17 protein-coding genes and 3 tRNA genes are annotated in these 16,566 nt (G+C 47.6%); 7 read left to right on the top strand and 13 right to left on the bottom strand.

Annotated elements, in window-relative coordinates; genetic code table 11:
• Positions 1-61: 61 nt before the first annotated feature.
• From EJL91_RS00500 to EJL91_RS00485, 4 genes are all read right to left on the bottom strand, one after another.
• Positions 62-1,282 carry a quaternary amine ABC transporter ATP-binding protein gene (locus tag EJL91_RS00500; RefSeq protein ID WP_125140015.1) on the bottom strand — a complete coding sequence of 407 codons (1,221 nt, stop codon included), beginning with the start codon at positions 1,280-1,282 and terminating at the stop codon, positions 62-64.
• A complete protein-coding gene (locus EJL91_RS00495) occupies positions 1,269-3,143 on the bottom strand; it encodes a glycine betaine ABC transporter substrate-binding protein (RefSeq protein WP_125140014.1) in 1,875 nt (624 codons plus the stop codon). Before EJL91_RS00495 ends, EJL91_RS00500 begins: the two co-directional genes overlap by 14 nt.
• A 213-nt stretch (positions 3,144-3,356) precedes the next feature.
• Positions 3,357-4,697 (bottom strand): HAMP domain-containing sensor histidine kinase, encoded by a 1,341-nt coding sequence (locus EJL91_RS00490; RefSeq protein ID WP_125140013.1) that lies wholly within the window; start codon positions 4,695-4,697, stop codon positions 3,357-3,359.
• On the bottom strand, positions 4,690-5,397 hold the full coding sequence (locus EJL91_RS00485) for a response regulator transcription factor (RefSeq protein ID WP_125140012.1): 708 nt from the start codon (positions 5,395-5,397) through the stop codon (positions 4,690-4,692). Before EJL91_RS00485 ends, EJL91_RS00490 begins: the two co-directional genes overlap by 8 nt.
• 284 nt (positions 5,398-5,681) lie before the next feature.
• Between EJL91_RS00485 and EJL91_RS00480 the strand changes: the two genes are divergently transcribed.
• Positions 5,682-7,358 carry a PspC-like choline-binding domain-containing protein gene (locus EJL91_RS00480; RefSeq protein WP_125140011.1) on the top strand — a complete coding sequence of 559 codons (1,677 nt, stop codon included), beginning with the start codon at positions 5,682-5,684 and terminating at the stop codon, positions 7,356-7,358.
• Positions 7,359-7,543: 185 nt separating this feature from the next.
• On the opposite strand, the gene EJL91_RS00475 is transcribed toward EJL91_RS00480, so the two are convergent.
• A tRNA-Gly gene (locus tag EJL91_RS00475) sits at positions 7,544-7,614 on the bottom strand.
• Between the two features lie 133 nt (positions 7,615-7,747).
• Between EJL91_RS00475 and EJL91_RS00470 the strand changes: the two genes are divergently transcribed.
• From EJL91_RS00470 to EJL91_RS00460, 3 genes are read left to right on the top strand one after another with little or no spacing between them, the layout of a single operon-like run.
• Complete coding sequence (locus EJL91_RS00470) at positions 7,748-8,188, top strand: MarR family winged helix-turn-helix transcriptional regulator (RefSeq protein WP_125140010.1); 441 nt, start codon at positions 7,748-7,750, stop codon at positions 8,186-8,188.
• Complete coding sequence (locus EJL91_RS00465; protein ID WP_125140009.1) at positions 8,178-9,509, top strand: MATE family efflux transporter; 1,332 nt, start codon at positions 8,178-8,180, stop codon at positions 9,507-9,509. The genes EJL91_RS00470 and EJL91_RS00465 overlap by 11 nt, the downstream gene beginning before the upstream one ends.
• A gap of 50 nt (positions 9,510-9,559) precedes the next feature.
• Entirely contained in the window at positions 9,560-10,618 is a 1,059-nt protein-coding gene (locus EJL91_RS00460; RefSeq protein ID WP_125140008.1) for a ComEC/Rec2 family competence protein, read from the top strand.
• A 101-nt stretch (positions 10,619-10,719) separates the two neighbouring features.
• Here the strand turns inward: EJL91_RS00460 and EJL91_RS00455 are convergent, their stop codons facing one another.
• Together EJL91_RS00455 and EJL91_RS24440 are read right to left on the bottom strand one after the other, a co-directional pair.
• Positions 10,720-11,142 (bottom strand): putative ABC transporter permease, encoded by a 423-nt coding sequence (locus tag EJL91_RS00455; protein ID WP_125140007.1) that lies wholly within the window; start codon positions 11,140-11,142, stop codon positions 10,720-10,722.
• Positions 11,143-11,237: 95 nt separating this feature from the next.
• Entirely contained in the window at positions 11,238-11,396 is a 159-nt protein-coding gene (locus EJL91_RS24440) for a hypothetical protein (RefSeq protein ID WP_164516714.1), read from the bottom strand.
• Between the two features lie 120 nt (positions 11,397-11,516).
• Between EJL91_RS24440 and EJL91_RS00450 the strand changes: the two genes are divergently transcribed.
• Positions 11,517-11,590 (top strand) — tRNA-Pro (locus EJL91_RS00450).
• A gap of 12 nt (positions 11,591-11,602) precedes the next feature.
• A tRNA-Glu gene (locus EJL91_RS00445) sits at positions 11,603-11,674 on the top strand.
• A gap of 181 nt (positions 11,675-11,855) precedes the next feature.
• On the opposite strand, the gene EJL91_RS00440 is transcribed toward EJL91_RS00445, so the two are convergent.
• Together EJL91_RS00440 and EJL91_RS00435 are read right to left on the bottom strand one after the other, a co-directional pair.
• On the bottom strand, positions 11,856-12,437 hold the full coding sequence (locus tag EJL91_RS00440; protein WP_125140006.1) for a LysE family transporter: 582 nt from the start codon (positions 12,435-12,437) through the stop codon (positions 11,856-11,858).
• Between the two features lie 31 nt (positions 12,438-12,468).
• Positions 12,469-13,836, bottom strand: a complete 1,368-nt coding sequence (locus tag EJL91_RS00435) for a sodium-dependent transporter (protein WP_125140005.1) — start codon at positions 13,834-13,836, stop codon at positions 12,469-12,471.
• Between the two features lie 257 nt (positions 13,837-14,093).
• On the opposite strand from EJL91_RS00435, the gene EJL91_RS00430 reads away from it, so the two are divergent.
• Positions 14,094-14,636, top strand: a complete 543-nt coding sequence (locus tag EJL91_RS00430; protein ID WP_423243424.1) for a helix-turn-helix domain-containing protein — start codon at positions 14,094-14,096, stop codon at positions 14,634-14,636.
• A 127-nt stretch (positions 14,637-14,763) separates the two neighbouring features.
• Here the strand turns inward: EJL91_RS00430 and EJL91_RS00425 are convergent, their stop codons facing one another.
• The 4 genes from EJL91_RS00425 to EJL91_RS00410 form a co-directional block, all read right to left on the bottom strand.
• Entirely contained in the window at positions 14,764-14,934 is a 171-nt protein-coding gene (locus EJL91_RS00425) for a DUF1540 domain-containing protein (protein WP_125140003.1), read from the bottom strand.
• An 88-nt stretch (positions 14,935-15,022) separates the two neighbouring features.
• A complete protein-coding gene (locus tag EJL91_RS00420) occupies positions 15,023-15,631 on the bottom strand; it encodes a manganese catalase family protein (RefSeq protein WP_125140002.1) in 609 nt (202 codons plus the stop codon).
• A 3-nt stretch (positions 15,632-15,634) separates the two neighbouring features.
• Positions 15,635-15,889, bottom strand: coding sequence for a spore coat protein CotJB (locus EJL91_RS00415; RefSeq protein ID WP_125140001.1), 255 nt, complete (start codon positions 15,887-15,889; stop codon positions 15,635-15,637).
• A gap of 1 nt (position 15,890) precedes the next feature.
• Positions 15,891-16,388, bottom strand: coding sequence for a spore coat associated protein CotJA (locus tag EJL91_RS00410; protein ID WP_243125193.1), 498 nt, complete (start codon positions 16,386-16,388; stop codon positions 15,891-15,893).
• Positions 16,389-16,566: the final 178 nt, after the last annotated feature.

The following is a 16,566-nucleotide window of genomic DNA, read 5'->3' as shown; positions in this document are numbered from 1 at the left end:
TACAAATTCCGTTTTCGATTCTTCCGGACTCCACATCACTATACTTATTTACCCTGCCCGTTTACATCAGCGAGGAAAGCACCGACGCTTTTGATACTATTCCCACCAGACTGCCATCCGTTTCCAGCACGGCGATAGGATATTTCGCTTCCGCCGCTATCGGCAGAATATCACTGATGACCGTGTCCTTCGTCGTGGTTGCCACATCCGTGACATAAACTTCCTTCAGGGATTTCTCTTCCCTCCTCGCTCTGATGGCCGCCTCAACGTTGACAATACCAAGGAATTTCATATGGCGGTCAACCACATAGGCAGTGGATACGCCGCTGCTCTTCATCTCTCTCAGCGCATACTCCGGGGAATCCGTCGCACGCACCACGCAGGGAACGATCATGACATGTTTGGCACACAGCACTTTTGTCATGTCCGCGCTGTTGATAAATTCCCGCACATAGTCGTCCGCAGGGTTGGCGCTCATCTCTTCCGGCGTACCCACCTGAATGAGACGGCCGTCCCTCATAATCGCAACAGTGTCGCCTAATTTAAATGCCTCGTTGATATCATGCGTGATGAAAACCACAGTTTTCTCCAATTTTCTCTGAATTGACAGAAGCTCGAACTGCATATCCTTTCTTACCAGGGGATCCAGGGCTGAGAAAGGCTCATCCATCAGGAGCACTTCCGGATCATTGGCAAGCGCCCTGGCAATGCCGACCCTCTGCCTCATGCCGCCCGACAGGCTTCCGATCGAGGTATGTTCATGCCCCTTAAGGCCAACCATCTCAATAATCTCCGTTGCCCTGCGTTCCCGCTCCACCCGGGGCACGCCCTTGACCTCCAGGCCGTAGGCCACATTACCCAGGACATCCCTGTGGCTCATCAGGCCAAAACTCTGGAATACCATGGAAATCTTATCGCGGCGGTACTCATTCAAATCCTTTTTGCTAAAAGTGTCAATCTCACTGTCTTCATAGATTACCTGGCCGCTGGACGGTTTATTCAGCATGTTTAACATCCTGACAACCGTGGATTTGCCGGAGCCCGAAAGCCCGATGATAACAAAGACTTCTCCCCGCTTTACCTTGAAGCTCACATCCCAGAGGGCCACGGTGACGCCGGTTTCCCGGAATACTTCATCCTTGTTTTTGCCCTCTTTCATCATCTTGGCCGCTTCAGCCTTATTGGAGGCTCCATAGAGTTTCGTCAGATTTTTCACCTGTAAGATATAATCGTTTTCCTTCTCGGTACTGGTAACGCTACTGGTAACTTTATTTTCTGCCATCCGCATTCTCCTCCTTTCTCTTGAACCATCCCTGAGTCAGGCGATCCATGAGGATTGCCACAATTACAACTGCCGTACCGGAGAGAAGTCCTCTTCCTATCTCTGTACGGTTTACACTGATCAATACCTCCATTCCCAGGCCTGAGGCGCCGATCATGGAACAGGTAACTACCATGGCCATAGCCATCATCAGCGTCTGGTTAACGCCGGTCAGGATAGTCGGAAGAGCCTGCGGTATCTGAACCTTAAACAGGCACTGCATCTTCGTGGAACCGAACGACCGCGCCGCCTCAACCACCTCCGGATCCACCTGCCTGATTCCGTGGCTGGTGAGTCTGATCACCGGCACGATCGCGTAGATTGTCGTGGCAATAACAGCCGGAGCCTTGCCCAGCCCGAAGAACAGGGTCGCAGGTATCAGATATACGAATACAGGCATTGTCTGCATCGTATCCAGAATCGGCCGGATAATCACATTCGCCTTTTCACTTCCCGATATCAGGATTCCCACGGGAAGACCAATCAGAAGCGAAATCACCACCGATGCCAGTACGATAGACAGCGTCTCATACATCAAATCCCAAAGTCCTATCACTCCCACAAGGAAAAGAAGGGCGGAATAGATAAAACCGTTTCTCAGTTTGCCGCTCAGCTTGTATCCGCCGAAGAAAACGATCACCAGCAGAAGCCACCACGGAATCAGGTTAAGAATTGCATTTAACACGTTAATAAGTACGTTGAGTCCGTTCCTGATTGCTTTAAATACGCTGGCCTGGCCCGCAAATGCTTTGACGGAGGCATCAAAGGCGCTTACATCGATCGGGATGACGAACGGGAACTCAAAGAAGTAATTCGGCTTCTCTTCCACCAGTCCGAGAGCGCCTTTTACTTCGGCCGCCTTTTCTTCCGGCAGCCACTGGTCAATAAATTCGCTGTGTTGGGTTAAAAACCACTTCGCCGCTTCGCCGTAATCGGCGCCCGTATCCTGCATATACGCAAGGGCTTCTGATGTCAGGGCGCTGCTTGTCTGATATTTCTCAAGGAATTCGCAGAACTCCGGTTCCGCTTCATAGAACTGGTTGCTTACGCCAACGGTGACGTCGACGGAAGGACAAGCCGTCTCCCCGGCTTTAAACTTCTCCAGATCCACATACGGCGTGTCTTCCAGAAGCACCAGGTCGTACTTACCTGTCAGCCAGGTCGGTTCCCAGTAATATCCGACGATCGGATCGCCTTTTTCATAGGCTGAGGTGAATGCCGCCGAAAGCGCCGAATCGGAGCCGGGCTGGAAATAATTGTACTGGCTGTCGAGGCCGTTATACTGCACCTTCTTCTGCATAACCTCGTTGATTTCCCATCCGGGAATCGCCCCGTAGATGCGGCCTTTTCCGGGCTTCTCGTCATCCGGGAACACGTCGGCATATTTCTTGAGATCCTGCACTGTTTTCAAATCCGGCGCCATCGGTGCAATGCCGCGCTCCGGATCACCTTCTATCACATATCTGGGCACATAGAACCCCTGAGTGTTATCCCCAAAGTTCGTTCCCAAATCTTTAAAAAGTCCTGCATCCCTGTCCTCATGATAGGTTGCCAGATTGTCAGTCCACTCTTCCATATTCACGTCAATCTCGCCGCTCTTAAGCGCTTCATGCATGATTGGAGTGGAACCCGGCATCTCAGTCCAGGAATAATCAAAAGCAGACTCCGCTACCAGACCCGCCACCGCATTGTGAAACCGGACACTGTCCCAGCCTACGTCGGCAAATACAATCTCTTTCGATTTTGTACTGCACCCGGCCAGCCCTGCCCCTAAGGTCAACACCATTGCCAGAACAGCAGCTACCATTCTTTTCTTCTTCATGTAACCCCTCCTGTCTGTCAACTCTTTGTAATACTCTTCTGTTTCTGATTCTTTTATAGTATAACAGCTATTCACTGAATCCGCAATGTTTAGCTAGCTAACAAATTTTTATTAACTTTTTCTTAAGACATTTTTTTAGAAATTGTTAGAATAATAAATTTTTTGGAAAATATCCCCACATCTTTGTTTTTACCGCTATTTAGGGCCGTATTCTTAAGTATTCCCATTTTCTGCACTGTTTTGCAGAACAAAAGTCAATCGGATTCGATATGTTTTTTCCGATTCCTCCACCTCACAGAATCCGCCCATGGCCTCCATCATTTCACAAATATTCCGGACTCCGATGCCAACGCTTTCCACCTGGGAAGTGTCGCCTTGCTTTGTGTTCTCAAACAGGAAACCGCAGCCGTCCGGACTGTAGAAAACAGCCAGCTTGACAGGCTCCTTCGGGGAAGCGTACTTAATTATATTAGAACTGATATTATCGAGAATTCTGGTCACATATTTCTGATCAACGGAGACTTCTCTGTTCTCCCAGAAAAGGGAGCCACGAATGTTAAATCCGCTCTGCTCCAGACAGATGCGAGTCTCAGAAAGGATATCGTAAAATGCAGAACGGAAGCTTTTCTGTTCCAGGACGACGAGTTCAGCCTTCTTTTTCTGAAGGGAATATTCCAGGATACAGTCGGCCATATCTTTGATCTGATGCGCCTTTACATCGATTTTCCGGACCCATCTCTGCATCTGTTCCCGGTCGGCGTCAACCTCATTTTTAAGGATCTCCGTATAGATAAGAAGCGCCGTCAAAGGGGTCCTCAGATCGTGTGACAAGCTGGTAATCATGGACTGATTAAGGCGGATCAGCTCCGTCTCCTGGCGAATCTGATCGCGGATGGACTGGCGCATATTATCCAATCCCTTTGCTAAAACCGTCATCTCATCATTTCCCATGATCGTAATACGGTAATCCAGATTACCGCCCTCCAGAATCCCAATCTCCGCGCTGAGGGTTCGGATATATTTCATGGAACTTCGGATTCCCGCCATGATAATCCCGGTAAACAGCAGAAACGAAAGAAAGAATTCAACAATCAGGGCATAATTAAAGAACTGGTAAGTGTACATTCCCGTCAGAAAAACCTGTGCCGGCCCGTCCTGGAAATCGACGACCTTGTAGGATTCCCACTCGTAGAATTCCCCTTTTACATGAAATTCCGGGTTAGCTTTCATATAAGGGAACTGTGAATCGTAGAGCAGAATATGGTCGCGGTAAATCTGCATCCAGACTACGGACTGGCGGTTCACCCATTCGGACAGCCGGTCCGAGTCCATGGACGTGAGCTTGTTTTTTTCCACATAATTTCTGAAATCATCGACTCTTCTCTGGTTCTCCCGTTCCATATAATTTGTTTTTTCAAAATAAGAACGCAGCATAATGCTTCCGCTCCAATTGAGCAAAAGGAAAAAAAGCAGGGCGGCGACAAGCGCGGCAGCCAGTAATTTCAGGAAACGGTAATAGATTGTATCTGTCTTTGCCAGTTTTATTTTATTCATCAAACCGGTACCCCTTTCCCCAGACCGTTGTGATGGATACTGGGTTCTGCGGGTCCTTCTCAACTTTTTTTCTCAGATTTCGGATATGCACCATCACCGTGGCGTTGCAGGAATAGAAATATGGCTCGCTCCAGATGCTCTCGTAGAGATTCTGGGCGGAAAAGATTCGTTTCGGATACTGCATCATAAGAAGCAGGATATGGTATTCAATATCGGAGAGATTCATTTCCAAACCATCCACAAACAATTCATTATAATTTTCGTTAATACGGAACCGGCCCGATTCGATATACTGTTCCCCTGTCTTTACCGTCTCCTCTTCCTTTCCCCGGTAAATCTGGTAACGCCGGAGCTGCGCCTTCACCCTTCCAAGCAGCTCCGCATAGGAAAACGGTTTTGTCAGATAATCGTCCCCTCCCGCCATCAGGCCGATGAGTTTATCAGATTCCTGGGCTTTTGCGGTCAGGAAAAGCACCGGGACAAAAGATATCTTTCGTATTTCCTCACATGTTTTCAAGCCCGAGATACCGGGCATCATAATATCTAATATGACAAGATCCGTATCGTCGGCCAGAAGCCTTAACCCCTCCCAGCCGTCGGCAGCTTCTATGATACGGTAGTCTTCACTCTCCAGTAAAATACGGATTCCCTCGCGGATATCCTCGTCATCTTCTATTACTAAAATGTTTGCATTACTCATGCTTTTTCCCTCCGTTCGCAGAGCCGGAAAAACGTGTCCGAGCCCGCCACAGGGATTGTACCATAACAAATATTTACGTTTTTCAATTTTTTCTTAACATTTCTGTACATACTTCCTACGAATTTTTTACTTTAGAATCATTAAAAAAGGTTTTAGAAACGGTTTAGATTTGCACGGTATGATGAAAGCATCTTGAAACCGGCGCCGGTCAGTGTGCACAGGCGCAGCGGCCCAAAACCGATCTCAAGAAATTCAGAATTACAAAAAGGAGTGTGCATTTATTAATGAAAAAACAAACAAGATTAGTCCCTGTGCTCGGGGTGGCAGCAATACTTGCCATGGGCGCTTCCATGACTTCTTACGCCGCCGGGTGGGAAAAAGATGATTCCGGAGTCTGGCATTATTATGATTCGGACGACGACATGGTGACCAGTGAGTGGAGAAAAGACGGTTCCAGCTGGTTTTACCTCGATGATGAGGGCGACATGCTGACCATGTCCTGGGTTGATGATGAGAGCTACGTCAATGAACGGGGCATGAGACTCGTTAATTCCTGGATTAAGGTATCATCCGGCGAGGGGGATGACCCCGGCGAGGACGGCGATTACTGGTACTACTTTGACAGTAAGGGCCACAAGCTAACTTCCACGTCTAAAAAAATTAACGGAAAAACGTATTATTTTGATGAAGACGGAAAGATGGCAACCGGATGGTATGAAAAGGACGGCACCGTCTACTATCTGGGCGGTGAGGACGACGGTACCCGAAAAGACAATCAGTGGCTGTGGCTGGAACGGCCAGGCAGTGAGGATGACAACAGCGCCGCCAATGCCCTTGATTGTACGGACGACAGCTCCGACCCATGTGACGACGAGGGCTGGTACTGGTTCGGCGCCGGCGGTAAGCTGACAAAAGACGCCGACAAAAAGAAGGTCAACGGCCGTTACTACTATTTCAATGAGCACGGCCAGATGCTTTACGAGTGGGTCAACGACAGAAAGATTGCCGGAGCCGCCCCGGCCAGCCAGCCGAATGCCAGCCTGGATGGAAATGCGGCTACACCTGGTTCCTCCCAGATTGACCATATGCTTTATGCAAATGCGGTTGAGGAAGGATGGAGAGCCAACGGCTGGTACGAAATCAGCGGTTCCATCGATACAGAGACCGACGATGACTCTTACTGGTACTACTTTAAAGACGGTAAGGCGAAACGGGCGGATTCTTATAAAGATACACGCGTCAAAGACGACGACGGCCTTGTTTATGTAAAACGCATCAAGGTGGACAGCGACAAGATGGGCAAACAGTACTATGCCTTTGACGAATACGGCCGCAACCTGACCGGACTTCAATACTCACCGGATGACAAGGGCTTCTATTACTTCAATGAAAACGGATACCCTGTATTCGGTAAAGTTGCAAACGTAGACTGTGACGACGACAGTTATGAATTCCTTTTCAATACAAGCAACGGCAAGAAAGGCCAGGGCTTCAATGGGGAAAAGAGCGGTTATCTGTACTTCAACGGTAAGAAACTTACCGCAGACGACGAGAACCGTCTGGTCTTCTATAACGGCAAGATTTATCTTGTAAACAGCAAGGGCAAGATTCAGAAAGGCAAGAAGGGCTTTAATATTGAAAACTCTTCTATTTCTGAAGATAAAGTGGCGGTAGCGTTTAATTCCGATGATTCCGTTAAGTCCATCACTCTGGACGAGGGTAAGGGAACAACCTACACGGCTGCGGAACTGCTTGAAAAAACCTTAAGCACTGATTCAACAACAGGCGACTATGTCGATGAGGACGGCAAATATGAAGATTCCTATGTGATGATTCCGTCCATCCAGCTTTACGACAACGACGTTTACACCTATCGTTTTACTGCAAAGAAAGACGGCGGTTTCGAGGCTGCCGAGATGTGGTATGACGTACATGAAAAGCTCAATAACAGATGGAAATAAACCAGGTTTCCTGAATGTTTGTACTCTTTTTGAAATCTTTTTGAACGCGGGGCGGGACTCATATGGGTCCCGTCTTTGTGTTGCCCGGAAGGGACTCGTGGTCCGGCCCGTTTGAAGACTCTTAAATTAAAAAAGTATTATTCCCAAATACCGTTTACACAGTATCTCGAAATAATACTCTTTAAAGCAGATAACGGGAATCGAACCCGCCTTTCCAGCTTGGGAAGCTAGCGTTCTACCAATGAACCATATCTGCATTACAAAACCCATGAGGCTATTATATCACGATTTCAGAAAAAGTCAACGAAAGTGATTGACATATATTTTTTTTAGCAGTAATATAGTTAAGCAAATTTAATTAAATTCATCAAACTAAAGGAGTGTGAAAAATGGGAATTACGGAAAAAATGAACAGCTTTTATTATCATATGGCTCTGTATGAGCTGCAGCTGATGAACGGAAGCGATTATTTTAACGGCCTTTCCTACAACAGCCTTCTCTATATCAATGTGATTGAACAGACGGAGAACTGCACGGTCAGCAGGCTGGCCGAGATGCTGCATATAACAAAGTCGGCCGTTACCATTAAGATTAATGAGCTGGTGAGGCAGAATATCGTTAAAAAGGAGCAGAGTACGTTCGATAAACGTGTGTACTACTTAAAGCTCAGCCCTGAAACGGGGGAACTTATGAAGAATTATGACCGGATCTTCCAGAAAGCGGAAGCCGAGCTAAGAAACAAATATACGGAAGAACAACTGGATCTGTTTGGGGATATCCTTGAGACCATTTCCGGATATAACTGGAGGAAATTAACCGATGAACAATGAACTGAACAGGGACATCACCCTGAAATCAATCCTTAAATTCACCCTGCCGTCTATCTTTATGATGGTTGTAATGTCACTCTACACGATTGTTGACGGAATTTTCGTATCGCGTCTTGTAAACACCAACGCATTCTCCGCCGTCAATATTATTTACCCGCTGATCAGCGTAGTTGTCGGCCTGGGTACGATGTTCGGAACCGGAACCACGGCCATTGTTTCAAGGAAGCTGGGGGAAGGGCGGCAGCAGGAGGCAAACCAGATTGTGACCTTTATTATCCTGTTTACAATCGGGCTTGGTATTGCTTTTTCCGTGCTCTCCTATCTCTTCCTCGGGCAGATTATCCATCTGCTGGGCGCCAATGAAGCCGTTTTTGATTATTGCCGCGACTACGCGCTTCCTATTATCCTGTTTCTGCCCTTCAGCCTGCTACAGGTGCAGTTTCAGAGCCTTTTCGTTGCAAACGGGAAGCCGGGTATCGGCCTTCTTGTAACACTGGCCAGCGGACTGGCTAATGTGTTTCTGGATTACTTTTTTATTGCAGTCTGCCATATGGGAGTGGCCGGCGCTGCCATCGCAACGGGAATCGGTTACTTTATCGCCGCCGTATTCGGGCTGTATTATTTTGCCCGCCATAAAGAGGCGCCCCTGCATTTTGTAAAGCCGAAGGTTTCTATTCCAAACCTGATCCGGGCAATGACAAACGGATCCTCCGAGATGGTCAGCAATCTGTCTTCCAGCGTAACGACCCTGTTATTCAACATCATTATGATGCGTCTGGTGGGACCGGACGGCGTTGCGGCCATATCCATCCTTTTGTACCTTGACTTTGTACTCATTGCCATAAACCTCGGCTATTCCATCGGCGTGGCGCCGCTCTTCAGCTATAATTACGGCAAGGGGGATCACGGCAGACTTAAAAAACTGTTCCGGCTGAGTTTTTATTTTTGTACCGGCGTCGGCGTTATCATGACGGCAGGAACGGTTTTCTTTGCGGATCAGCTCGCCGCTGTTTTCTCACCGGCCGGAAGCATGGTATATGAACTGGCGCGGACGGGACTGCGCATTTTTGCCATGAGTTACCTGTTTAAAGGGTTCAGTATTTTTATATCGGCGCTCTTTACCGCCTTCGGCAACGGCACCCTGTCGGCCGTCCTCTCTTTTATGCGGACGCTTGTGCTGCTGGTATCGGCTATCCTGCTGTTTTCCTCTCTCTTTGGCATCACCGGCGTCTGGTACGCCACCCCGGCCGCCGAGGCTCTCGCCTGCCTGCTGGCAGCGGCGCTGACCTGGAAGTACAGGAAGGTTTACAGTTATCTGTAAACACGCTATAATACGGCTTATTATTTCGATGACATAGAAGGAGGACACAAATGACAAAAAAGAAACGTAATGACCAAAAAAACATCAAAAAAGCGGCATTTATCCTGATTGCGCTGCTCTGTATCTTCGGCCTGCTGCCGGATTCCATTTCCGGCAGGATCACCGGAGTTCTCAGCCAGGATTCTGATTTCCGGAGCGCCTATACCGCCGTCTCAGAGGCTGTTTCCGACGCGGCCCCCGGTTCTCTTCCGGGTGATAATACCGGATCGGGATTCAGCCCGAATCGGACAGACGGTTCATCGGCCGGCGGCAACTCTTCCGGCGGCAATAACCTTGAGCTTCCGGATGGAAGCAGTCTGGAAATGAATTTTCTGGACGTCGGACAGGGATTGTCCGTTCTGATCAATGCGGACGGGCATTTTATGCTGTATGACGGCGGAGACAGGACCGCCTCCTCCTTTGTGGTCGCCTACCTGAAGGACAAGGGCGTCACAGACCTCGATTATCTGGTTGCATCCCATTATGACGCCGATCACTTAAACGGACTTGTGGGCGCTCTCCATGTTTTTAATACAGCCCTGATTCTGGGACCTGATTACGAAACCGAGACAAAAATATACGGTTCCTTTCTAAACACGGTAAAGGAGCTTGGAAAGGAAATTCAACATCCGGTGCCGGGTGAACGTTACCCCCTGGGAAGCGGATATTTTGAAATTCTGGCCCCGCTCTCGGACCGGTATGACGATGTAAATAATTATTCCATTGCAATCCGTCTCGTATATGGAGATACCTCATTCCTCATCACGGGAGACGCGGAGAAAGAAAGCGAAAAAGAAATGACGGAATTCTGGCCCGATCTTTCGGCAGATGTACTCTGCGTCGGCCACCACGGCTCTCCCACTTCCACCGGTGATGAACTCTTAGACAGGGTGAACCCATCCATTGCGGTCATCAGCTGCGGCCTCGATAATTCCTATGGTCATCCGGGCAAAGCCGTACTGGAACGCCTTGAAGAACGTGATATTACAGTTCTGCGCACGGATGAATCCGGCACCATCACCATCACAAGCGACGGAACCGGACTCACGGTCTCCTCTCCCGCTTCCTGATGGAAGAAGGTGTTGTGCAGTTACAGTGACATTAGGGGCTTTTGTCTCATCTATTTTGACAAACCGGCCGTCCTGTTCCCGCCTGTCGAAGATTTCATTCACTACCACAGCCTGTAATGGGGAAATGTCTCTCCGAACCACCTGTATCTGAGCCAGTCATCGAGTACAATCCCTCCCAGGCTCACGAAAATCCACACGACAAAAAACTGCGGGCAAATCTGCCCCAGTATATTGCCGGGCAGATTGCTGTAATCCCACACGTCCCACCCAAGCCACAGATTTACAATACATCCTGTTATAAATTCGAGAGCCGTCACAAGGCACGCCCCTGTCAGCATTTGCTTCCACAGAGGCATATCCCAGGGAAAAACTTCGTTTATCAGCCCCAGTGCAATAAAGCAGATTCCGCCCAGAATAAACATGCTCCAGTGCGACCAGCCTCTCCACAGCAGCTCCAGAATCACATACAAAAGGCCTCCCGTGTCGAACAGGATAAGATATTTGTTAAAAAGTTTATGGCTCATGCAACCATATCCTTTTCTCTTTGTTATTTACAGAATATGGCCGCATCAGCGGCATCATTCCCGTATGCCGCTGCGCGTTCCTGCCCGGAGTTTTTTTACACCTGTCTCATTTTCGTATCCACAGCTTCTTTTCGCACGTTGTGGGTCTGATTCTGGTTCTCCGGTTTTACCTTCTGGGTAATGCTGTTGAACTTCTCCAGGTTCTTTTTTTCCTGTAATTCTTCACTTTGTTTCCAGCTCATTTTCTCATCCATCTTATTCACCTCATTATTAGTATGGACGGCCCGAAAAAAAATATTTATTTTTTTTGCTTTTTTTCTTGCTTTTTCTGCAAAATGGTGGTATGATATAACTCGCTCGCCATTAAACGACATCGAGGCGTGGCTCAGTTTGGTAGAGCGCTGCGTTCGGGACGCAGAGGTCGCGTGTTCGAATCACGTCGCCTCGATTTCAAAGATTAGGCCTGTTGGTCAAGCGGTTAAGACGACGCCCTCTCACGGCGTAAACCCGGGTTCGATTCCCGGACAGGTCACTAAAGCTGTTGCAGTTACTGCAGCAGCTTTTTTTAATTCATAGGAAATTACGTCCTATGAATCAAAAACGCTCCGCGAGGATGCACATGCCGCGCAGAGGTAAATAGTTGCTGAAGCAACCGTGCGGCATCGCAAGAATCCCGCAAACGGGATTCCTTGTTCTGTTGAAAACGGCGGTTGTTATAAAAATAATGCAGCAGCACAATAGACAAGCAGCAATGCCATAACAAGATTTACCGCCTTCGTATGTTTAGCAAAGAATTTGCAAAAAGCCGAGCCAAACATTGCCCATATGAAAGAGCCCGACGCGCCAATCACAGCCAAAAGGACGGTAAATCCCGTCATAGCCGCGACGGAATGATAGACAGGCAGAATATAGAGCGTCATTGCGGTGATGGCATAAATATATATTTTCGGATTGACGAATTGCAGAACCATGCCAGATAAAAATCCAACCTCTTTCCCATCCTTCTCACCTGCCTCGACAGCGCTTTTCCAAACCTTCCAGGCCAGAAACAGCATATAGACAGCGCCCAGAATCTTCATCACCATTTCTATTTTGGGAAGAAACGAGTACAGAGTGGCGCTGAACAGAGTGCAAACCGACATCACAATTCCAAATCCGGCTAAAATTCCTATATTAAAGCGTACACTGCGGCGAAAGCCGAACCGGATCGCATTACTCATCGACATCAGATTATTGGCTCCCGGCGTATATGCGGTTATAAAACAGTATATTAAAAAATCTGTTAAGTGAAACATTTTAAAAACCTCCCAACTTCCATTAAAAATCTTATTTAAAAAAAGAAGAATAGCCGCTAATGAAAATAAGAAGAACGATCAGCGGCAGAAAATAACTTATGTATTTCCTGGCAAAACCGGGGTATGACAGGCCTTTTCCAATCGATGTTTCTTTATAGAAACCGTCCCATCCCCACCCGCTGCGGCGAGTACAAAACAAAAGGAATACCAAACTCCCAAGAGGAAGCAGGTTATTGCTCAGTATGAAGTCCTCTAAATCAAGAATTGAAGTTTCGCCTCCAAAGGGGTGAAAGCCGTTCCATACGTTATAACCGAGAATACATGGCAGTGAAAGCAGTAAAAGCAGCAAAAAGTTAAATACCGACGACTTTTTCCGGCTCCATCCTGTTGCATCCATTACATAAGTAATAATGTTTTCTATCACCGCAATCACCGTAGAAACCGCAGCGAAAACCATAAACAGAAAGAACAGGGCTCCCCAAAACCGTCCTCCGCCCATTATGTTAAAAATATTCGGCATCGTGATAAAAAGTAAATTCGATCCGCTGTCCGGCTGTACGCCAAAGCTGAAGCAGGCCGGGAAAATAATAAGGCCGGCAAGCAGGGCCACTACGGTGTCCAAAATTCCCATATAAAGCGCATCGCTGGTCAGGGAATGGCTTTTGTCAATCCGGCTGCCGAAAACAGACAGAGTGCCAATACCGATGCTCAATGTAAAGAACGCCTGCCCCATTGCGGCAAAGATGCACTGGGACAGCCCAATCTCCTGCATAGCTCTAAAGTCGGGAATCAAATAGTACCGCAGCCCCTCTTCCGCTCCCGGCAGCGTTACGGAACGCACTGCCAGCACAAGCAGGAGGCTGAACAACAGAAACATCATGACTTTTGTTATTCGCTCCGCACCTGCCTGCAGACCTGCAGTGCAGACGGCGAAAGAAAAGCTGAGCATCAGAGCCGTGCATAAAAACATGGTACCGGGCTGCGCCAGCAAACCGGAAAAAACCTGATTTACTCCGGCAGCGGTAAGTCCCTGGAACCGGCCTTTCACCATTTCAAGAAAATAGTAGAACAGCCAGCCGCTGATGACAGTGTAAAACATCATTAATAAATAATTTCCGATAATGGTGGCATATTTAAAATAATGCCACTTCGTCCCCTTCGGCTCCAGCAGATTGAAGGACAGGGCCGTGCTTCTCTGGCTGGCCCGCCCAACGGCAAATTCCATCACTACGATGGGAAGCCCGAGGATTACCAGAAAAACCATGTAAAGCAGAACAAAGGACGCACCGCCATATTTCCCGGTAATATAAGGAAAACGCCAAATATTACCTAAACCGATCGAACAGGCTGCGGTAATCATTATAAATCCCAACCGGGAAGAAAAATGCTCTCTATTCATATCAATTCCGTTCTCCCCCGCTCTTCCCCAGGTTCAACCATCTCTCCGAAATCAATACCTTACCCGGATGAATCGAAAGCCACCATTTAAAAAAGTTTTCAACCATTTTTTTCATTGTAATTCTCCTTCCCTCTTTACAAATCGAACACAAAACTTTATAATAGTATGAAACGAGCAATATATTGCATATGTACAATATAACAATACATCTTGTTCATTATATTGTCAATAGGGGGGAGTGATCTTTTTTGGACTCTATGAATCAAATTGTTGCGAAGAACATAAAGGGGCTTCGTGAAAAGAACAAATTAAGCATGGACGAGCTTTCCAGACTGAGCGGCGTCAGCAAGAGTATGCTTGCACAGATTGAACGCGGGGAAGGGAACCCGACTATATCAACGCTTTGGAAAATTTCCAATGGCATGGGTGTTCCTTTTGACGCTTTGACCGTCCGACCCGAAAGTCCGTATGAAATTGTAAAAACGTCGGAACTGCAGCCGCTTCTGGAGGATCAGGGAAATGTCAAAAACTATTCTATATTCCCGGATGACGACAACCGCAAATTTGCGGTCTACTATCTGGAATTGAAAGAAGGCAGCTATTGGAAGTCGGAACCGCATCTTAAAGGAGCCATCGAATTTATCACAGTCTTTACCGGGCACATAGAGATTGATACCGACGGCCGGCAATTTGTCATTGGAAAGGGCGAAAGCATCCGTTTTAAAGCCGACAACATGCATTCCTATAAAAATATCGGAAATGAGACCGCAATTTTGCATATGATCATATTTAACCCTTAGATTCTATTTCCACAACAGCAAAAAGCACGTTTCACGAACTTTTCATTGCCACTCAACACAAAAAAACTGCCCGTAATCGCAAGGATTCCGGACAGTTTTTTGTAAAGGAAGAACAATCTGACGCAGTTTATGCTCTGTTAACAAAAGACTCGCAGTCTGTACATTCTTTCTTGGTTGGATTAGCCTCGTGCGTGCCAACTTTGATTTTCTCTAATGTGCAGTAGTTCTCGTCTTTTGCATGATATGCACAGTTGTTAATAGAACATTCGATACAAATATTTTTTCCGTTTGTTACCATAATGAGTATGCCTCCTTTGATTTTTTATTATTATCTGCAAATATTAAAAAATTATGTGCGGAGGTCAAACGGAAATTTTTTACTTTTTTTATTCGCTGCGTACTTTGTCGAATGACGGATTAAAAGCATAGAAATTCTTACTGTCCAGATGCTCCTGAAGATCTCTGAGTCCCTCGCCGAAACGCTGGAAATGAACAATCTCACGCTCTCTCAGATAACGGATTGGATCACATACGTCCGGATCTTTTACGACGCGGAGAATGTTGTCATAGGTGGATCTTGCCTTCTGCTCTGCCGCCATGTCTTCAAAGAGGTCGGTAATCGGATCTCCCTTGGACTGGAACTCGCATGCATTAAACGGGATTCCGCCTGCGGCCTGCGGCCAGATGCCGGTTGTATGGTCGATATAGTAAGGACCAAATCCTGATTCCTTGATCTGTTCCGGAGTCAGGTTCCGTGTCAGCTGATGAATGATTGCCGCCACTATTTCCATATGTGCCAGCTCTTCTGTTCCGATGTCTGTCAAAAGTCCCTTGCCCACTTTATACGGCATGGAATATCGCTGGGAAAGATAGCGCATGGAAGCTCCTATTTCTCCGTCGGGGCCGCCGTACTGACTCATAATGAACTGCGCCATCTGGGGATTTGACTGTGTAATTTTTACCGGATACTGTAAACGTTTTTCATATTTCCACATACCTTACATCTCTCCTTCCCATGGCCATCTGTCTGTCAGCCACGTCCATGATGAATCACTCTCTACCCCATCCGTCTGAAGCGGACCAAACTGAGCCTGATAGGCATCCATTGCTTCTTTTCTCATCTGGGCTACATAATGGTAATAATTCAGGGCATTCAAATCATCGGGATGCGTATCCAGGTACAGGACGATATCGTCCACGGCAAAACTGGCTTCGTCGATTCTCTGAAGTAACATTCTGGCAGTTTCATTCATTTTACATGCACCTCCCCATTACAAACGGCAGATCCAGCTCGGCAAAAATTGTTCCTCTTGAAAATCCTTCATCGATCGGGGACGGCTGTGACCATCTCTGCATGGGGACATAACCCATACCGAGCGGAAAACGGTCCAAATCTTCACAGAACATCGTATTCTGCTGAGGTTCCGGTATCATTTCGCTTCCTGCAGGCATATTGCCGGTCATTGCCGGCATCGTGATTGTGTTCTCCGGAACAGTTCCCATGTTGTCTGGCATTGTACCCATGTTTGCTGGCATCGTTTCCATGTTCTCAGGCATTGTCACCATGTTTGCAGGCATTGTTCCCATGTTCGATGGCATTGTTCCCATGTTCGATGGCATTGTTCCCATATTCGATGGCATTGTTCCCATATTCGATGGCATTGTTCCCATATTCGGCGGAACTGCCCCCATGTTGGACTGCATCGGTGCGGTTCCCATATCGGTCGGGACTGTTCCCATATTTGCAGGCATTGGAGTGGATCTCATACCCGCTCTCACTCCGCCCGTTCTTTCGGACATATTCCTGTTTTCGGAGGACATTGAGCCTGATTCTGCGGGCATCCACGGAGCGCGCCCCGATGGGCGGGAACCTGATTCTCTTGGGGGCTGTATCATTCTTGGCGGCATTCCGCAGGGTGGATAACCCTGA

This window comes from Clostridium transplantifaecale (assembly GCF_900626075.1).
GTDB classification, from domain to species: domain Bacteria; phylum Bacillota; class Clostridia; order Lachnospirales; family Lachnospiraceae; genus Otoolea; species Otoolea transplantifaecalis.
This window is presented reverse-complemented; position numbering and strand designations above follow the sequence as displayed.